Source organism: Streptomyces sp. NPDC057854 (assembly GCF_042797055.1).
Lineage (GTDB): Bacteria > Actinomycetota > Actinomycetes > Streptomycetales > Streptomycetaceae > Streptomyces.
This window is the reverse complement of the sequence record NZ_JBHVMF010000001.1, coordinates 755508-770935: the sequence shown is the minus strand read 5'-3', so window position 1 is coordinate 770935 and position 15428 is coordinate 755508. Positions and strand designations below refer to the sequence as shown.

Genomic DNA, 15428 nt, shown 5'->3' with positions numbered 1-15428 from the left:
CGCGGCATGGGTAGGGTGGGCGCCGGGCCGCGGGGAGCGGCGCCGGAACGACGGGAGGACGCGGACGTGCCGAAGGGCGTCACGAGACGGCGGCCGCACACCCGCGCGGCGCTGCTGAGGGCCGCGCTGGAGACCTTCGCCGAGCACGGCTTCCACGCCACCACCATCGAGCAGATCTGCGACCGCGCCGGCTACACGCGCGGCGCGTACTACTCGAACTTCGCCAGCAAGGAAGAACTCTTCCTCGCCCTCTTCGACGAGCACAGCGAGCGGACCGTGCGCCGCCTCGCCGAGTCCGTCGACGCCCTCGCCCCCGAGGAGTGCACCCTCGCGCGGATCGCCGAACTGGCCGCGGCCATCGAGCCGGACGAACGCGACTGGTACCTGGTCACCACCGAGTTCACCCTGCACGCCATCCGCGACCGGCAGGCCGCCTGGGTGCTGGCCCGGCACGACGAACGCCTCCGCGCCGAGATCGCCCGCGGCCTCACCCTCGTGCTCCGCCGCGCCGGCCGCGAACTCACCGTCGACCCCGACCGCTTCGCCCGCCTCCTCATCGCCCTCCGCGAAGGCGGCCTCGCCCAGACCTACGTGGAACCGGACGCCCTGCCCCCCGGCACCCTGGAACGCCACTTCCTCCCCCCACTCCTCGCCTCCTCCACCCGCCCCACCCCGGACCCGACCGCCTGACCCCACCCGCATTTCGGTGGCGCGGCTCCGACCGCGCCCGGCAGGGTGTCTCCACGCGCGCGTACCCGCACGAAGGAGAGACCGGCATGACCGTCGTCCCCGAGCCCCGTATCGCCCTCCTCGGCGGCGGCTTCTCCACCGACGGCGACGGGCTGCTGGACGACTGGCTGCTCGGCCACGCGCGCGTGGCCCGGCCCCGGGTGTGCTTCGTGCCCACCGCGAGCGGTGACGCCCCGGGGTACGTGGAGCAGTTCCTCGCCGCGTTCCGGCACCGCGCCTGCACGCCGTCCGTGCTGTCGCTGTTCCGCCGTGAGGCCGGCGACGAGGAGCTGAAGGCGTTCCTCCTCGCGCAGGACGTCGTCTACGTCGGCGGCGGCAACACCGCCAACCTGCTGGCCGTCTGGCGCGCGCACGGCGTCGACCGGATCCTGCGCGAGGCGCTGGAGCGCGGCACGCTGCTGTGCGGCATCAGCGCCGGCGCCAACTGCTGGGCGGAGGGCTCGCACACCGACTCCTTCGGGCCGCTGACGCACCTGCCGGACGGCCTCGGGCTGCTGCCCGGCTCGGTCTGCCCGCACTACGACGGGGAGCCGGGCCGCCGCCCCTCCTACCGGGCCGCCGTCGCCGGCGGCGCGCTGCCCGCCGGCTGGGCCGTGGAGGACGGGGTGGGCGCCCTCTTCGCCGGAGGCCGGCCCGTGGACGTGGTGACCCGGCGGGAAGGAGCCCGGCTGTACCGGGTGGAGCCGGACGGTGCCGGGGGAGTCCGCGAGCGTCCCGTGCCCGCGCGGTGGCTCGGACGTCAGGAGGCGGGGGCGCCGAAGCGGGCCAGGTAGTGCCAGACCCGTTTGACGTCCTGGGGGGCGTACGCGGGCGAGAGGGAGGCGTCCTGGACGATCCGCGGGGTCAGCAGGCCGTCGACGGCGATGCGGGCGCCCAGCTCGACGTACTCCGGGCCGCGGAAGTCCGGATGGCGGCGGAGTTCGGCGACCGTGAGGCGGAAGCCGCCGTGCCACTCGACCGGGCACGGCAGCCTCCGGGCCGCCGCCTCGACGGCGGTGCCGCGATGGCTCGGGTCCAGGACCAGCGCCTCCACGTCCCGGGCCACCTCGACCGGCCCGTGCACGTGCGCCTCGACGTAGTCGTCCAGCGGGTCGGCGGCGTCCGCCTCCGCCAGCGCCACGAGGCCCATCCGGGCCGCCACCCCGAAGTCGGACGGCTCCAGGAAGCTGTCCGGGTAGCAGAAGCTGGTGCGCGAGGTGGCCTCCGGCGTCAGGCGCAGATGGGCGGAGCCGAAGCGGGGCGCGGCGCCGTAGGAGCGGCGGCGGAAGTCGAGGGCGCCGTAGACCGGGCGCTCGTGGGCCGGCGCCTCGTCGTACGCGCCGCCGAAGATGCGGCTCTCCCAGTGCCACCGGTCGCCGCCGGGCCGGGCGGTCAGCCCGCCGTTGCCGGTGCCGGTCACGAACTGCGAGCGGTAGACGCCGTCCTCGGCCAGCGCGTCCAGGAAGTGCGGGTGGAAGTTGAGGGTGACCCGCAGCGCCGGATCCAGCGGTGCGCCCGAGGACATCGCCGCCACGTGCGCCAGCGCCCGCCGGGCCGTGTCGGGGAGCGGGTGGGCAGGGGCAGGGGCAGGGGCGGCGGGTGGCGTCGTCATGCCGGGAGTCTGCCCGAGGCGGCGGGCTTGCGGCAGCGGGATTTCGGTGGCTACGGTCCGGCGATGGGGGAGGGAAAGCGCTTGCGCCCGCCCTCGCCGCCCGTCCGCGCCCAGCCCAGGAGTCCCGCGTGTCCACCGCCGACGTCCTCGTCTACACCCGCACCGCCGGGTACCGGCACGACTCCATCGCCGACGGCGCCGCCGCGTTCGCCGGGCTCGCCGCCGGCCGGGGGCTGACCGCCGAGGTCACCGAGGACCCCGCCGCCTTCGGCTCCGGGGGGCTCGGCGGGCGGGCCCTCGTCGTGCTGCTGTCCACCACCGGCACCGTCCTCACGGCCGAGGGCCGCACCGCCCTGGAGGCGTACCTGCGCGGCGGCGGTGCGCTGCTCGCCGTGCACGCCGCCGCCAACGCCGAACCCGACTGGCCGTTCTACGGCGACCTGCTCGGCACCCGATTCGCCGGCCACCCGCCGCTCCAGCCCGGCGCCGTCCTCGTCGAGGACCCCGCCCACCCGGCCTGCGCCCCGCTGCCGGAGCGGTGGGAGTGGACCGACGAGTGGTACGAGTACACCTCCCACCCGCGCGCCGCCGGCGTCCGCGTCCTGCTGCGCGCCGACGAGACCGCGTACGAGGGCGGCACGCTCGGCGACGACCACCCGATCGCCTGGTGCCGGACCGTCGACGCGGGCCGCTTCCTGTTCACCGCCCTCGGCCACGCCCCGGAGGCGTACCGCGACCCCGTCTTCCGCGCCCACCTCGACGGAGCGCTGACCTGGCTCCTCGGCTGACGGACGGCCCACGCGCGCGTGCGTCACCCCACCGCACCCGCCCCCCTTGCGCCCCGGCGCCGGAAGCGGGAGGTTTCCGGTGGGGGCCGACGCAGGAGGAGAAGGCCATGGCCATCGCCACCGTGAACCCCGCCACCGGCGAGACGCTGCGCACCTACGACGCGCACGGGGCGGACGAGGTGGAGCGGCGGATCGCCGCCGCGCACGAGGCGTTCCGCCACTGGCGCACCACGCCCTTCGCCGAGCGGGCCCGCCTGCTGCGCGCCGCCGCGGCCCTCCTCGACGAGGACGCCGAGGACATCGCCCGCACGATGACCCTGGAGATGGGCAAGCCGCTCACCGCCGCCCGCGCCGAGGCCGGCAAGTGCGCCAAGGCCATGCGCTGGTACGCCAAGCACGCCGAGGAACTGCTCGCCGACGAGCACCCGGCGGAGAGCGACGTGCGGGACTCGGGCGCCGACCGGGCCCGCGTCCACTACCGGCCGCTCGGCCCCGTCCTCGCCGTCATGCCGTGGAACTTCCCGCTCTGGCAGGTGATCCGCTTCGCCGCGCCCGCCCTCATGGCCGGCAACACCGGACTCCTCAAGCACGCCTCCAACGTGCCCAGGACCGCGCTCTACCTCGGCGACCTGTTCCGCCGCGCCGGCTACCCCGACGGCTGCTTCCAGACCCTCTTGATCGGCTCCGCCGAGGTCGAGGCGGTGCTCCGCGACCCCCGGATCGCCGCCGCCACGCTCACCGGCAGCGAACCGGCCGGCCGGGCCGTCGCCTCCGTCGCCGGCGACGTCGTCAAGAAGACCGTCCTGGAGCTCGGCGGCAGCGACCCGTACATCGTGATGCCCTCCGCGGACATCGTCCGGGCCGTCAAGACGGCCGTCACCGCCCGCGTGCAGAACAACGGCCAGTCCTGCATCGCCGCCAAACGGTTCATCGTCCACCAGGACGTGTACGAGGACTTCACCGAGCGGTTCACCGCCGCCATGAACGCCCTCACCGTCGGCGACCCCCTCGACGAGTCCACCGACGTCGGCCCCCTCGCCACCGAGAAGGGCCGCGCCGACCTGGAGGAGCTCGTCGACGACGCGGTGCGGCACGGCGCCCACGTGCTGTGCGGCGGCGCCCGCCCCGACGAGCCGGAGCTGGCCCGCGGCTGGTACTACCGGCCCACCGTCCTCACCGGCATCACCCCCGCCATGCGCATCCACCAGGAGGAGGCGTTCGGCCCCGTCGCCGCCGTCTATCCGGTCCGCGACGCGGAGCAGGCCGTCGCCGTCGCCAACGACTCGCCGTTCGGCCTGAGTTCCAACGTGTGGACCCGCCGCGACGAGGAGGTCGACCTGTTCGTCCGCGACCTCCAGGCCGGCGGCGTCTTCGTCAACGGCATGACCGCCTCCCACCCGGCGCTCCCCTTCGGCGGCGTCAAGCGCTCCGGGTACGGCCGCGAGCTGTCCGGCCACGGCATCAAGGAGTTCTGCAACGCCACCACGGTCTGGCAGCGCGCCTGACCGCCCGGGACCCGGACCCGGCTACTCCCGCGTCCAGCGCAGCAGCCGGTCCGCGTCCCACGTGTTGATCACCCGGTCCGCCGGTACGCCGCACTCCTCCGCCCGCGCGCAGCCGAGGATCTGCCACGCCAGCTGGCCCGGCGCGTGCGCGTCCGTGTCGACGGCCACGTACGCCCCCGCCTCCACGGCGAGCCGCAGCAGCCGCCGCGGCGGGTCCAGCCGCTCCGGACGGCTGTTGATCTCCACCGCCGTCCCCGCCTCCACGCACGCCGCGAAGACCCGTTCCGCGTCGAACTCCGACTCCGGCCGCAGCCGCCCGCCCGCGACCAGCCGGCCCGTGCAGTGCCCCAGGACGTCCATCAGCGGATTGCGCACCGCTGCCTCCATCCGCCGTGTCATCGCCCGCGCGTCCATCCGCAGCTTCGAGTGCACCGACCCGACCACCAGGTCGAGCCGGTCGAGGAGTTCCGGCTCCTGGTCGAGCGAACCGTCGTCGAGGATGTCGCACTCGATGCCGGTCAGCAGCCGGAACGGCGCCCACCGCTCGTTCAGTTCGGCCACCACGTCCAGCTGCTCCCGCAGCCGCTCCGGCGACAGCCCCCGCGCCACGGTCAGCCGCGGCGAATGGTCCGTCAGCACCGCCCAGTCGTGGCCGAGTTCGATCGCCGCCCGGCCCATCTCCTCGATCGACGCCCCGCCGTCCGACCAGTCCGAATGGAGGTGGCAGTCGCCGCGCAGCGCCGCCCGCAGCTCCCGCCCGCCGCCCGGCTCCGGCTCCACGGCCAGCGACTCCGCCAGCTTCTCCTCCAGACCGGCCAGATAGTCCGGCACCCGGCCCTCCAGCGCCTCCCGTACCACCCCGGCCGTCTTCGGCCCGACCCCCTTCAGGGACTCCAGCGTGCCCGCAGCAGCCCGCCGCTCCACCTCGCCCGCCGGCAGCGCCGCCACCGCCGCCGCGGCCGTACGGAACGCCCGCGCCCGGTACGCCGGGGCGCCTCCGCGCTCCAGCAGGAACGCGATCCGGTTCAACGCCGCCACAGGGTCCATGCCCGGCTCCTCAGCCGCCGCCCGACACGTCCGCGCCCACCGGCGCCGGACCGATCTCGCACCACACCGCCTTGCCCTCCCCGCGCGGCTCCACCCCCCACCGGGACGCCAGCGCGTCCATCAGCATCAGCCCCCGGCCCGACGTCGCCGCCTCGCCCGGCGTCCGCCGGCGGGGCCAGGCGCTCGACCGGTCCTGCACCGACAGCCGCACCCGCCGCACCGGCTCCGGCAGCACCTCCAGCGTGAGCACCGCGCCGCCCTCGGTGTGCAGCAGCACGTTCACCAGCAGCTCGCCCGTCAACAGCTCCGCGTCGTCGGCGAGTTCCGGCATGCCCCAGTCCCGCAGCGCCTGCCCCACGGCCGCCCGCGCGTCCGACAGGCCCTGCGGATCGGCCTGATGGATGTACTGGTGGATGCGCGGCGCCCGCTGCGTCCCCGGGTCCGGACTGCGCCGCAGCACCAGCAGCGCCACGTCGTCCCCCGTGCCCCACCGCTCCCACAGCCGCTCCGACAGGTGGTCGGCCAGCGCCTCCGCCTGCGGCGGCCCGCTGCTCACCGCCTCCGACAGGGCCGCGAGCCCCGCCTCGATGTCCGTGCCCGGCTGCTCCACCAGACCGTCCGTGCACAGCACCAGCGTCTCGCCCGGCACCAGGTCGAGCCGGGTCTCCGGGAACTCCTCCTCGCCGAACACGGTCGCCAGCCCGAGCGGCATCCCGCCGCGCAGCTTCGGCTGCCCCACCCGCCCGTCGGTGTGCCGGATCAGCGGCCCCAGATGCCCCGCCCGCACCGCCCGCACCGTCCCGCTCGCCAGGTCCACCTGCGCGTAGGTGCAGGTCGCGAAGCGGTTGGTGTCCAGCTCCGCGAGGAACCGGGAGGCCCGCGCCAGCACCGTCGACGGGGCGTGGCCCTCGCCCGCGTACGCCCGCAGCGCGATCCGCAGCTGGCCCATGATCGCCGCCGCGTGGGTGTCGTGCCCCTGCACGTCCCCGACGACGACCCCCACCCGGCCGCGCGGCAGCGCGATCACGTCGTACCAGTCGCCGCCGACCTGCCGGCCGCTCCACGCCGCGTGGTACCGGACGGCGATCTCCCCGCCGGAGATCTCCGGGATCCGGCGCGGCAGCATCGTCTCCTGCAGCCCGGTCGCCAGCTCCCGCTCCTCGTCGAACAGGATCGCCCGCTGGAGCGACTGGGCGACGATCGCCGCGAGCCCCAGCGCCAGGTTCCGCTCGTCGGCCGTGAACGCCGTCCGCCCCCGGTAGAACAGCGCCATCCCGCCCAGCGACCGCGCCTGCGCCACCAGCGGCAGATAGCAGGCCGCCTGGAACGGCAGCCGGGCCAGGTACGGCGCCAGCTCCGGGAAGTCCCGTCCCAGCGCCCCGAACGACGACACGAACCGCGGCCGGCCGCTCAGCACCGCCTCCGCCAGCGGCAGCCCCCGGTCCAGCCGCCGCGTTCGCAGCCCGTCGAGCACGTCCAGGGAGTCGCCGCTGAGCGCGATCACGTTCAGCGACCCGTTCTCCACCAGCCCCAGCGCCAGCCCGTCCGCGCCCAGCCGCGCCAGCCCGCCCGGCCCCGTCAGCGCCGCCGTCACGTCGTCCACCGTCACCGCCCGCGACAGCGCCTGCGTGGTCCGCTCGACGATGCTCGTCTGCATCTCGCGGCGCTTCTCCAGCTGCTGCACGAAGGCCGCGTGCGACACCTCCGCCGTGGTGTCCCGCACCGCCCCCACGATCCGGTGCGCCCGCCCGTCCCCGTCCCGCAGGATCCGCGCCAGCACATGCGTCCAATGGGGTGTCCCGTCGTCCTGCGGGATCGGGAAGTGGGTGCTGTACGAGGTGTCGCCGCCGGTCACCGCCGCCCGCACCACCCGGTCGAGACGCATCCGCTCCGCCGGCTCCAGCCGCCCCACCAGCGTCGCCGGCCGCCCGTCGAACCCGTCCGGGGACACGCCGAAGACCAGCAGCCCGGACGCGTCGACATCGATGGTGCCCGTGTCGAGGTCCCAGTCGAAGCTGCCGGTCCGGTTCATGGCGAGCCACTCGGCGGGCCCGATCCCGCCACTGCGCCCACGCGGATCGTCATCGGTCATCCTCCCCATTGTCGAACCCGCACCCCGCCAACGCCATGCCTGCGACACGGCGTGGCGCCCCCGGTCCGCCGCCCGGACGGACGCCCGGCCGGCACCGGACCGGCCCGCGCACCGGGGCAGAATGGGGCGGTGCAGCCTCGTTTCCGCGTCCTCGGTCCCGCGCGCGCCCGCCACGCCGACGGCACGGAGCGCCCGGTGCGCGGCGCCCGCCTCGCCGCCCTCTTCGCCGCGCTCGCCGCCGCCGGCGGCCGGCCCGTGGCCGCCACCGCCCTCGTCGCCCGGGTGTGGGGCGACGGCACGGCGGGCCCCGAGGACCCCGCCGCCGCGCTCCAGGCCCTCGTCGGCCGGCTCCGCAGGGCCCTCGGCGCCGACGCGGTCGCCTCCGGACCGGACGGCTACCGGCTGGTCGCGGACCGGGAGGACGTCGACCTGTTCCGGTTCGAGCGGCTGGTCGGCGAGGGGTCGGCGGCGCTGGTGGCGGGGGACGCGGGGCGGGCGGTGGTGCTGCTGGAGGAGGCGCTGGGGCTGTGGACGGGGCCGGTGCTGGCGGACCTTCCCGACCGGCAGGCGGAGGCGGCGCGGTGGGAGGCGCGGCGGTGGGAGGCGCGGCGGTGGCGGCTGGACGCGCTGCTGGGGCTGGGCCGGGCGGGTGAGGTGCTGGCGGAGGCGGCGGCGCTGTGCGCGGACCGGCCGCTGGACGAGCCGTTGCAGGTGCTGCGGATCCGGGCGCTGCGGGACTCGGGGCGGACGGCGGAGGCGCTGGCCGCGTACGAGGAGGTGCGCCGGATGCTCGCCGACGCGCTCGGCGCCGATCCCGGACCCGCACTCCGCACCCTCCACGAGGACCTGCTCACCCCCCACGAGGGCCCGCTCGCCGGCTCCGCGCCGCCCTCGTCCCCCGTCCGCCCGGCCCCGCCGCTGCCCGCCCGGCTGACCTCCTTCATCGGCCGCGACGCCGAACTCGCCGCCCTCGGTGAGGCGCCGGCGACCGACCGGCTGGTGACCCTGCTCGGTCCGGGCGGCGTCGGCAAGACCCGGCTCGCCCTGGAGGCCGCCGCCGCGTACACCGGGGACGGCACCCCGCACCTCGCCGAACTCGCCTCCGTCCGCGAGGAGTCGGAGGTCCCGGGAGCCGTCCTCACGGCCCTCGGTGCCCGCGAGACCCTGCTCCGCGGCTCCGACGGCCTCCTCGGCGGCGACGCGCTCTCCCGTCTGGTGGAGTACTGCGCCGGGCGGCGGATGCTGCTGCTGCTGGACAACTGTGAGCATGTGGTGGGGGCGGTGGCGCGGCTGGCGGAGGTGGTGCTGGCGCGGTGTGCGGGGGTGCGGGTGCTGGCGACGAGCCGGGAGCCTCTGGGGGTGCCGGGGGAGCGGTTGCGGCCGGTGGGGCCGTTGCCGGAGGGGATGGCGCTGCGGTTGCTGGGGGAGCGGGGTGCGGCGGCGCGGCCGGGGTTCGTGGTGGAGGAGGATGCGGGGGCGGCGCGGGAGGTGGTGCGGCGGCTGGACGGGTTGCCGCTGGCGATCGAGCTGGCGGCGGCGCGGTTGCGGGTGTTGTCGGTGGGGCAGGTGGCGGCGCGGCTGGACGATCGTTTCCGGTTGTTGTCGTCGGGGGCGCGGACGGTGCTGCCGCGGCAGCAGACGCTGCGGGCGGTGGTGGACTGGTCGTGGGAGTTGCTGGAGGGGCCGGAGCGGGCGGTGCTGCGGCGGCTGGCGGTGTTCACGGGCGGGTGTGATCTGGAGGCGGCGGAGGCGGTGTGCGCGGGGCCGGAGGGGCTGGATGTCCTGGGGGTGCTGGGTGCGCTGGTGGACAAGTCGCTGGTGGTGGCGGCGCCGGAGGAGCGGGGGATGCGGTTCCGGCTGCTGGAGACGGTGGCGGAGTACGCGGCGGAACGGCTGGACGAGGCCGGTGAGCGGACGGCGGCGGAACGGGCCCACCTCACGTACTACCGCGAACTCGCCCGCACCCGTGACCCGGACCTGCGCGGCCCCCGCCAGGCCGCCACCCTCGCCCTCTTCGAGCGGGAGCACGACAACCTGCGCACCGCCCTGCGGACGGCGCAGGCGGCCGGGGCGGAGCAGGAGCTCCTGTGCCTGGTCCACTCCCTCTCCTGGTTCTGGCAGCTCCGCAACCACCAGCACGACTCCCGCACCTGGTCGGCCGCCGCGAGCGCCTTCGGCCCCGACCCGTTCGGCCCCGCCGCACCGCCCGCCGGGCCCTTCCCCGGCCGCTGCCACGACGCCCCGCCGCCGTGGACCGGGGAGCGGCTGGCCGAGGCCCGGCGCGGCGTCCGGCTGTACGCGCTCGCCGCGCAGGGCGGCTCCGGGGCCACCGCGCTGGAGCGGGACGCGGGGGCCGGGGCCTGGCTCGACGCCGTCGTCGCCGCGTACCGGCCCGGCCTGCCGCAGCTCTGCCGCCAGCCCGGCACCGTCTGGTTCTTCGCCCGGCTGATGGCCGGCGGGCTCGGCGACCTCGGCGAGGCCCTGGCGCACGTCGTCGCCGCCTGCCGTGCCCACGGTGATCGCTGGGACCTTGCCTTCGCGCTGCTCATGCGGGCCCGGCTGGCCGGCGACGGACCGGCGGAGGCCGCCGAGGCCCTCGCCCTGTTCGAGGACGCCGGCGACGCCTGGGGCATCGCCGAGGCCCTGGCGGCGCGCGGCGAGGCGTACGAGCGCGCCGGGCGGCTCGCGGAGGCCGCCGCGGACTTCGCCCGGGCCGGGGCCGCCGCCGGGGAGACCGGGGCCCGCTCCCAGGTGCCCGTCTTCACCGCCCGCCTCGCGGCCGTACGGCTCCGGCTGCGGCCTGGCGACCCGGAGGCGGAGCGGCTGCTGGCCGACGCCGCGGAGGAGGCCGCGCAGTGGGGCGCCGAGGCGGCGGGCAGCGGTCGGCTGCTGCTCGCCCAGCACTACGCGCACACCGGCCGCACGGCCCTCGCACAGCAGCAGCTGGCCCGGGCGGACGGCGAATTCGGCGAGCACACGCCGGGCCTGTTCCGGGGGCTCGTCGGCGGCCTGCGGGCCTGGGTCGACTGCCTGGACGGCGCCTGGGACCGGGCGCTGGACCGGCTGGCCCGCGCGGTCGGCGACCTGGCGCCGCTGGCGCCCCTGGTGGCGCCGTACCTGCTCGTCGACCAGCTCGCCATGGGCGCGTGGGCGCTCGGCGGGCGCGGCGGGCCCGGCGACGCCCGTACCGGGGCCCGGCTCCTCGGCGCGTACGACGCCCACGCCGGGGCCGCCCGGGGCGGCGGCTTCCGGCCGTGCACCCCGGAGACCGAGCACCTGATCCGGCGCCGCGCGGAGGCCGTGCTGAAGGCCGCGCTCGCCCCGGAGGCGTACGCGGAGGGGTACGCGGCGGGTGCGGCGCTCCCGGCGGGCGAGGCGGCCGGGCTGTTGCGCCGGACGGCGGCGCCGGGGCCCCCGTCCGGCGCCCGGATGCGGGGCGGGGGAGCGGCCACGAGAATGGCGAGTGCCGGGACCCACCCGCAGACGCATGGAGGAGGCGGCATGAACGCTGAGCCCGACGAGATGTCCCGGGGGGACGTGCCCACCCCCGACCGGCTGCTGCACTCCGGTGCGGAGGGAGAGTTCACCGCCGAGGACGTGGTGCTCGCCTCCGGCCGGGACGTGACGCCGGAGACCCTGGCCTGGGCGGAGCGCCGGATGGCGGAGAAGGGCCGCGCCTCGCTGGACGAGCTCCTTCCGTAGGGTCCGGCCGCGCGTCCCGGGCCGGGCACGCGCGCGCGTACCCGGGGCCCGGGCCGGCGTCCGCCGCGTCCCGGGCCTTCCGCATTTATGGAACACGTTCTACCGTGTCGGCCGTCGTGCCCAGGGACGACGACGCCGCCACGGGAGGCCCGGATGCACCTGCAGTACACGCCGGAACAGAACCGCCTGCGCGCCGAGCTGCGGGCGTACTTCGCGGACCTCGTCCCCGAGGACGTGCACGGCCGGTACGAGGACCCGGCCGCGCAGAAGCGCTTCTACCGCGAGACGATCCGCCGCCTCGGCGCGGACGGCTGGCTCGGCGTCGGCTGGCCCGTCGAGTACGGCGGACGCGGCCTCACCCCGATGGAGCAGTTCATCTTCTTCGACGAGGCCGCGCAGGCGGGCGTCCCGCTGCCGCTGATGGCGCTGAACACGGTAGGCCCGACGCTCATGCGGTTCGGCACCGAGGAGCAGAAGGCGTACTTCCTGCCCCGTGTCCTCTCCGGCGAGATCGACTTCGCCATCGGCTACAGCGAACCCGACGCGGGCACCGACCTCGCGGCCCTGAAGACCCGCGCGGTGCGCGAGGGCGACACGTACGTCGTCGACGGGCAGAAGATCTGGACGACCAACGGCGACACCGCCGACTGGGTCTGGCTCGCGGTCCGCACCGACCCGGACGCCGCCCCCCACAAGGGCATCACCATGCTGCTGGTGCCGACCACCGACCCCGGCTACTCCTGCACGGTGATCAACACCCTGGCCTCGCACGACACCACCGCCGGCTACTACGACGGCGTCCGGGTCCCCGTCACGCACCGGGTCGGCGAGGAGAACCAGGGCTGGCGGCTGATCACCAACCAGCTCAACCACGAGCGCGTCACCCTCGCCGCCCACGGCACCATGGCCCTCCGCGCCCTCCACGACGTGCGCCGCTGGGCCGCCGGCACGCTCCTCTCCGACGGCCGCCGGGTCCTCGACCTGCCGTGGGTGCGCCGCTCCCTGGCCCGCACCCACGCCCGCCTCGACGCGATGAGGCTCCTCAACTGGCAGATGGTCAACGCCGTCCACCACGGCACCCTCACCCCCCAGGACGCCTCCGCCGTGAAGGTCTACGGCTCCGAGGCGCGCCGTGACGCCTACGCCGCCCTGCTGGAGGTCGTCGGCGCCGCCGGCGCCCTCAAGGAGGGCTCCGCCGGCGCCGTCCTCCACGGCGAGCTGGAACGCGGCTACCGCTCCGCCGTGATCTTCACCTTCGGCGGTGGCAACAACGAGATCCAGCGGGAGATCATCTCCTGGATCGGCCTGGGCATGCCCCGCGTCCGCCGCTGAGCGGCCGAGCGGGGCGCGCACGCCGGCGGCCGCGAGGTCAGTAGCCGTAGATCATCTTGTAGGCGACCTCCGGGAGGAACTGGCCGGCCGTGGAGCCGGTCCCGACGCCGCAGTTGCCGTCGGACTCGCCGGGCGCCTTGATCCACAGCAGCATCTCGGCGCCGCCGCCGAGCCGGGTGGGGGTGCCGATGCGGCGGCCGGCGGCGTTGCACCACTCGCCGTTGGCGCCGTTGCCGTTGCGGCTGGTGTCGACGACGAACGGCTTGGTGTAGCCGTAGCGGGCGGCCAGTTCGCCGTTGACGGCGTTGCCGTAGGCGGTGTTCTGGTCGGTGGTGTAGTGGTTCGAGACGTTCAGGGAGAAGCCGCGCGCCTGGCGCAGCCCGGCCTCGTGCAGCCGCTGGGCCATCGTCGCCGCGTTCACCCATCCGGGGTTGCCGGCGTCGAGGTAGACCCAGGTGTTCGGCGCCTGGCGGCCGAACTCGGCGACGGCGCCGCTGATCATGCCCTGGCGCTCCCGGATCTGGGCGGGCGTCAGGCAGCCGTAGTCCGCGAGGGAGTCGGGTTCGAGGACGACGACGGCCGGACGGCCGGCGATCCCGCCGGCGAACTGCGCGATCCAGGTCGCGTAGGCGGACGGCGACGAGGCGCCGCCGCCCGAGTGCCCGCCGCACGAGTCGCGGAGGTAGATGTTGTACGCGACCATGATCGGCAGCTTGTCGGCGTGGTCGGCCGCCCCGGCGTAGGCGCCCGTGGCGGTGCCGATCGTGCCGCTCCAGGCGCCGAACCAGCGGGCCATGGGCGTGGCGGCGAGGTGCGTGCCGATCGCGGCTGCCCGGCCGTCACCGGGGTTGGCGGCGGCCCACTTCCGGGCGCTGGAGTCGGGGTCCGTGTAGAACCCGCTGGTCATGGTGGTGGGGTCCGCCGCGTGGGCGGGCGGGGCGACGGCGAGCGCCAACGGCAGCGCGGAGAGGGCTGCGACGAGGGCGCGGATCCTGCGGCGCATGGCTGTACCTCGGTTTCGTGGTGGGGGGACGCACGGGGGAGTGCGACGGTACGAGGTCCCCGTGGGGGGCGGTTCGACCGGTGGGGTCACCGGCGCGCCTCGGGCCCGAGGTCCGTGGAAGCGCTCCCATGGGAGGCGGTCCGGTTCCGCGGTCGGCGGGTCCGGGGCGTGGCCGTATCGTGGATTTCGCCGCTCGGCACTGTCAAGTGGCCCTTTCGCGCCCGTACTTCGCGGGGCGGTGACCCGTTCGCGCGTGCCATGGCCGGAAAGGCGCCCGCTTTCCGGCGTTCAAGGGGGCGCCCACCCTGTGCCGTAGCCGTCGCGCTGTTAACGCTCACAACCGAGAGCCGGACGCTGTCTGCTGCACCGCCCGCCTTCCCGTATCAAAAACGGGTAACAGGCGTACGGACCCTTGAGTTACCGCTCTGTTAGCGCTCACAATGTGTCGCGTTCGCCAGGTCACCGGTCGCCGGGGCCGGCGTTTCGCTCCGCCCCGCCCGGTTCGACCACCGCCGCGCAGCCACGCCTTCGCCGGGCCCGTCCCCTGCAGGGCTCCGCCTGGTACGACGCACGTCCCCGAGAGGAACCACGACATGGCCCACAGAGCCCTCCGCGTGATCACCGCCGCCGCCCTGGCCGCCGGTGTGCTGACCGCCTGTACCACCGAGCCCGCGTCCACCGGTACCGCCGGCGGTGCCGGCAAGGGCTCCTCCGACGGCCCGCTGGTGCTCGGGTTCGCCCAGGTGGGAGCCGAGAGCGGCTGGCGCACCGCCAACACCGGGTCCGTCCGCGAGGCCGCCGAGAAGGCGGGCATCACGCTGAAGTTCTCCGACGCCCAGCAGAAGCAGGAGAACCAGATCAAGGCGATCCGCACCTTCATCCAGCAGAAGGTGGACGTCATCGCCTTCTCGCCGGTCGTGGAGTCCGGCTGGGACACCGTGCTGAAGGAGGCCAAGAACGCCGGCATCCCGGTCATCCTCACCGACCGCGCGGTCGACTCGCAGGACACCTCGCTCTACCGGACCTTCCTCGGCTCCGACTTCGTCAAGGAGGGCCAGGAGGCGGGCAAGTGGCTCGTGAAGGAGTACGAGGGGACCCCCGACCCCGTCAACGTCGTCGAGCTCCAGGGCACCACCGGCTCCGCCCCCGCCAACGACCGCAAGGCCGGCTTCGCCGAGGTCATCAAGGGCGACCCCAAGTTCAAGGTGATCGCCTCCCAGACCGGCGACTTCACCCGCGCCAAGGGCAAGGAGGTCATGCAGGCGTTCCTCAAGTCCCACCAGGACATCGACGTCCTCTACGCCCACAACGACGACATGGCCCTCGGCGCCATCCAGGCCATCGAGGAGGCGGGCAAGAAGCCCGGCACCGACATCAAGGTGATCTCCGTCGACGGCATCAAGGACGCCTTCGTCGCCATGCAGCAGAAGAAGATCAACGTGGTGGTCGAGTGTAACCCGCTCCTCGGCGACCAGCTCATGGACCTCGTCAAGAAGGTCGCCGCCGGGGAGGACGTGCCGCGGCGGGTCGAGGTGAAGGAGGGGGTCTTCACCCAGGACCAGGCCGCCGCCGCCCTGCCCGGCCGCCAGTACTGACCCGCCCGCCCGCACCGGACCCG

General features: G+C 75.5%; 11 protein-coding genes. 7 read left to right on the top strand and 4 right to left on the bottom strand.

Going from position 1 to position 15428, the window contains the following annotated elements; translation table 11 throughout:
* Positions 1 to 66: 66 nt before the first annotated feature.
* Both ACFVQZ_RS03685 and ACFVQZ_RS03680 read left to right on the top strand, forming a co-directional pair.
* Complete coding sequence (locus tag ACFVQZ_RS03685) at positions 67 to 690, top strand: TetR/AcrR family transcriptional regulator (protein WP_383619357.1); 624 nt, start codon at positions 67 to 69, stop codon at positions 688 to 690.
* A gap of 86 nt (positions 691 to 776) precedes the next feature.
* Complete coding sequence (locus ACFVQZ_RS03680; protein WP_383619356.1) at positions 777 to 1523, top strand: Type 1 glutamine amidotransferase-like domain-containing protein; 747 nt, start codon at positions 777 to 779, stop codon at positions 1521 to 1523.
* On the opposite strand, the gene ACFVQZ_RS03675 is transcribed toward ACFVQZ_RS03680, so the two are convergent.
* Positions 1490 to 2254, bottom strand: coding sequence for a DUF3626 domain-containing protein (locus ACFVQZ_RS03675; RefSeq protein WP_383619540.1), 765 nt, complete (start codon positions 2252 to 2254; stop codon positions 1490 to 1492). The two genes, ACFVQZ_RS03680 and ACFVQZ_RS03675, sit on opposite strands and share 34 nt — an antisense overlap.
* Positions 2255 to 2469: 215 nt before the next feature.
* On the opposite strand from ACFVQZ_RS03675, the gene ACFVQZ_RS03670 reads away from it, so the two are divergent.
* Positions 2470 to 3129 (top strand): ThuA domain-containing protein, encoded by a 660-nt coding sequence (locus ACFVQZ_RS03670; protein ID WP_383619354.1) that lies wholly within the window; start codon positions 2470 to 2472, stop codon positions 3127 to 3129.
* A 107-nt stretch (positions 3130 to 3236) separates the two neighbouring features.
* Positions 3237 to 4634: an NADP-dependent succinic semialdehyde dehydrogenase gene (locus ACFVQZ_RS03665; protein WP_030498565.1), complete on the top strand. Its 1398-nt coding sequence runs from the start codon at positions 3237 to 3239 to the stop codon at positions 4632 to 4634.
* Positions 4635 to 4655: 21 nt separating this feature from the next.
* On the opposite strand, the gene ACFVQZ_RS03660 is transcribed toward ACFVQZ_RS03665, so the two are convergent.
* Complete coding sequence (locus tag ACFVQZ_RS03660) at positions 4656 to 5681, bottom strand: PHP domain-containing protein (protein WP_030498564.1); 1026 nt, start codon at positions 5679 to 5681, stop codon at positions 4656 to 4658.
* A gap of 10 nt (positions 5682 to 5691) precedes the next feature.
* Complete coding sequence (locus tag ACFVQZ_RS03655; RefSeq protein ID WP_383619351.1) at positions 5692 to 7773, bottom strand: SpoIIE family protein phosphatase; 2082 nt, start codon at positions 7771 to 7773, stop codon at positions 5692 to 5694.
* 129 nt (positions 7774 to 7902) lie between these two features.
* On the opposite strand from ACFVQZ_RS03655, the gene ACFVQZ_RS03650 reads away from it, so the two are divergent.
* Together ACFVQZ_RS03650 and ACFVQZ_RS03645 are read left to right on the top strand one after the other, a co-directional pair.
* A complete protein-coding gene (locus ACFVQZ_RS03650) occupies positions 7903 to 11475 on the top strand; it encodes an ATP-binding protein (RefSeq protein WP_383619349.1) in 3573 nt (1190 codons plus the stop codon).
* A gap of 153 nt (positions 11476 to 11628) precedes the next feature.
* Positions 11629 to 12807: an acyl-CoA dehydrogenase family protein gene (locus ACFVQZ_RS03645; RefSeq protein ID WP_383619347.1), complete on the top strand. Its 1179-nt coding sequence runs from the start codon at positions 11629 to 11631 to the stop codon at positions 12805 to 12807.
* 37 nt (positions 12808 to 12844) lie between these two features.
* Here the strand turns inward: ACFVQZ_RS03645 and ACFVQZ_RS03640 are convergent, their stop codons facing one another.
* Positions 12845 to 13810, bottom strand: a complete 966-nt coding sequence (locus ACFVQZ_RS03640; protein WP_030498734.1) for a glycoside hydrolase family 6 protein — start codon at positions 13808 to 13810, stop codon at positions 12845 to 12847.
* A gap of 593 nt (positions 13811 to 14403) precedes the next feature.
* Here ACFVQZ_RS03640 and ACFVQZ_RS03635 point away from each other — a divergent pair.
* Positions 14404 to 15405 carry an ABC transporter substrate-binding protein gene (locus ACFVQZ_RS03635; RefSeq protein ID WP_030498733.1) on the top strand — a complete coding sequence of 334 codons (1002 nt, stop codon included), beginning with the start codon at positions 14404 to 14406 and terminating at the stop codon, positions 15403 to 15405.
* Positions 15406 to 15428 lie beyond the last annotated feature (23 nt).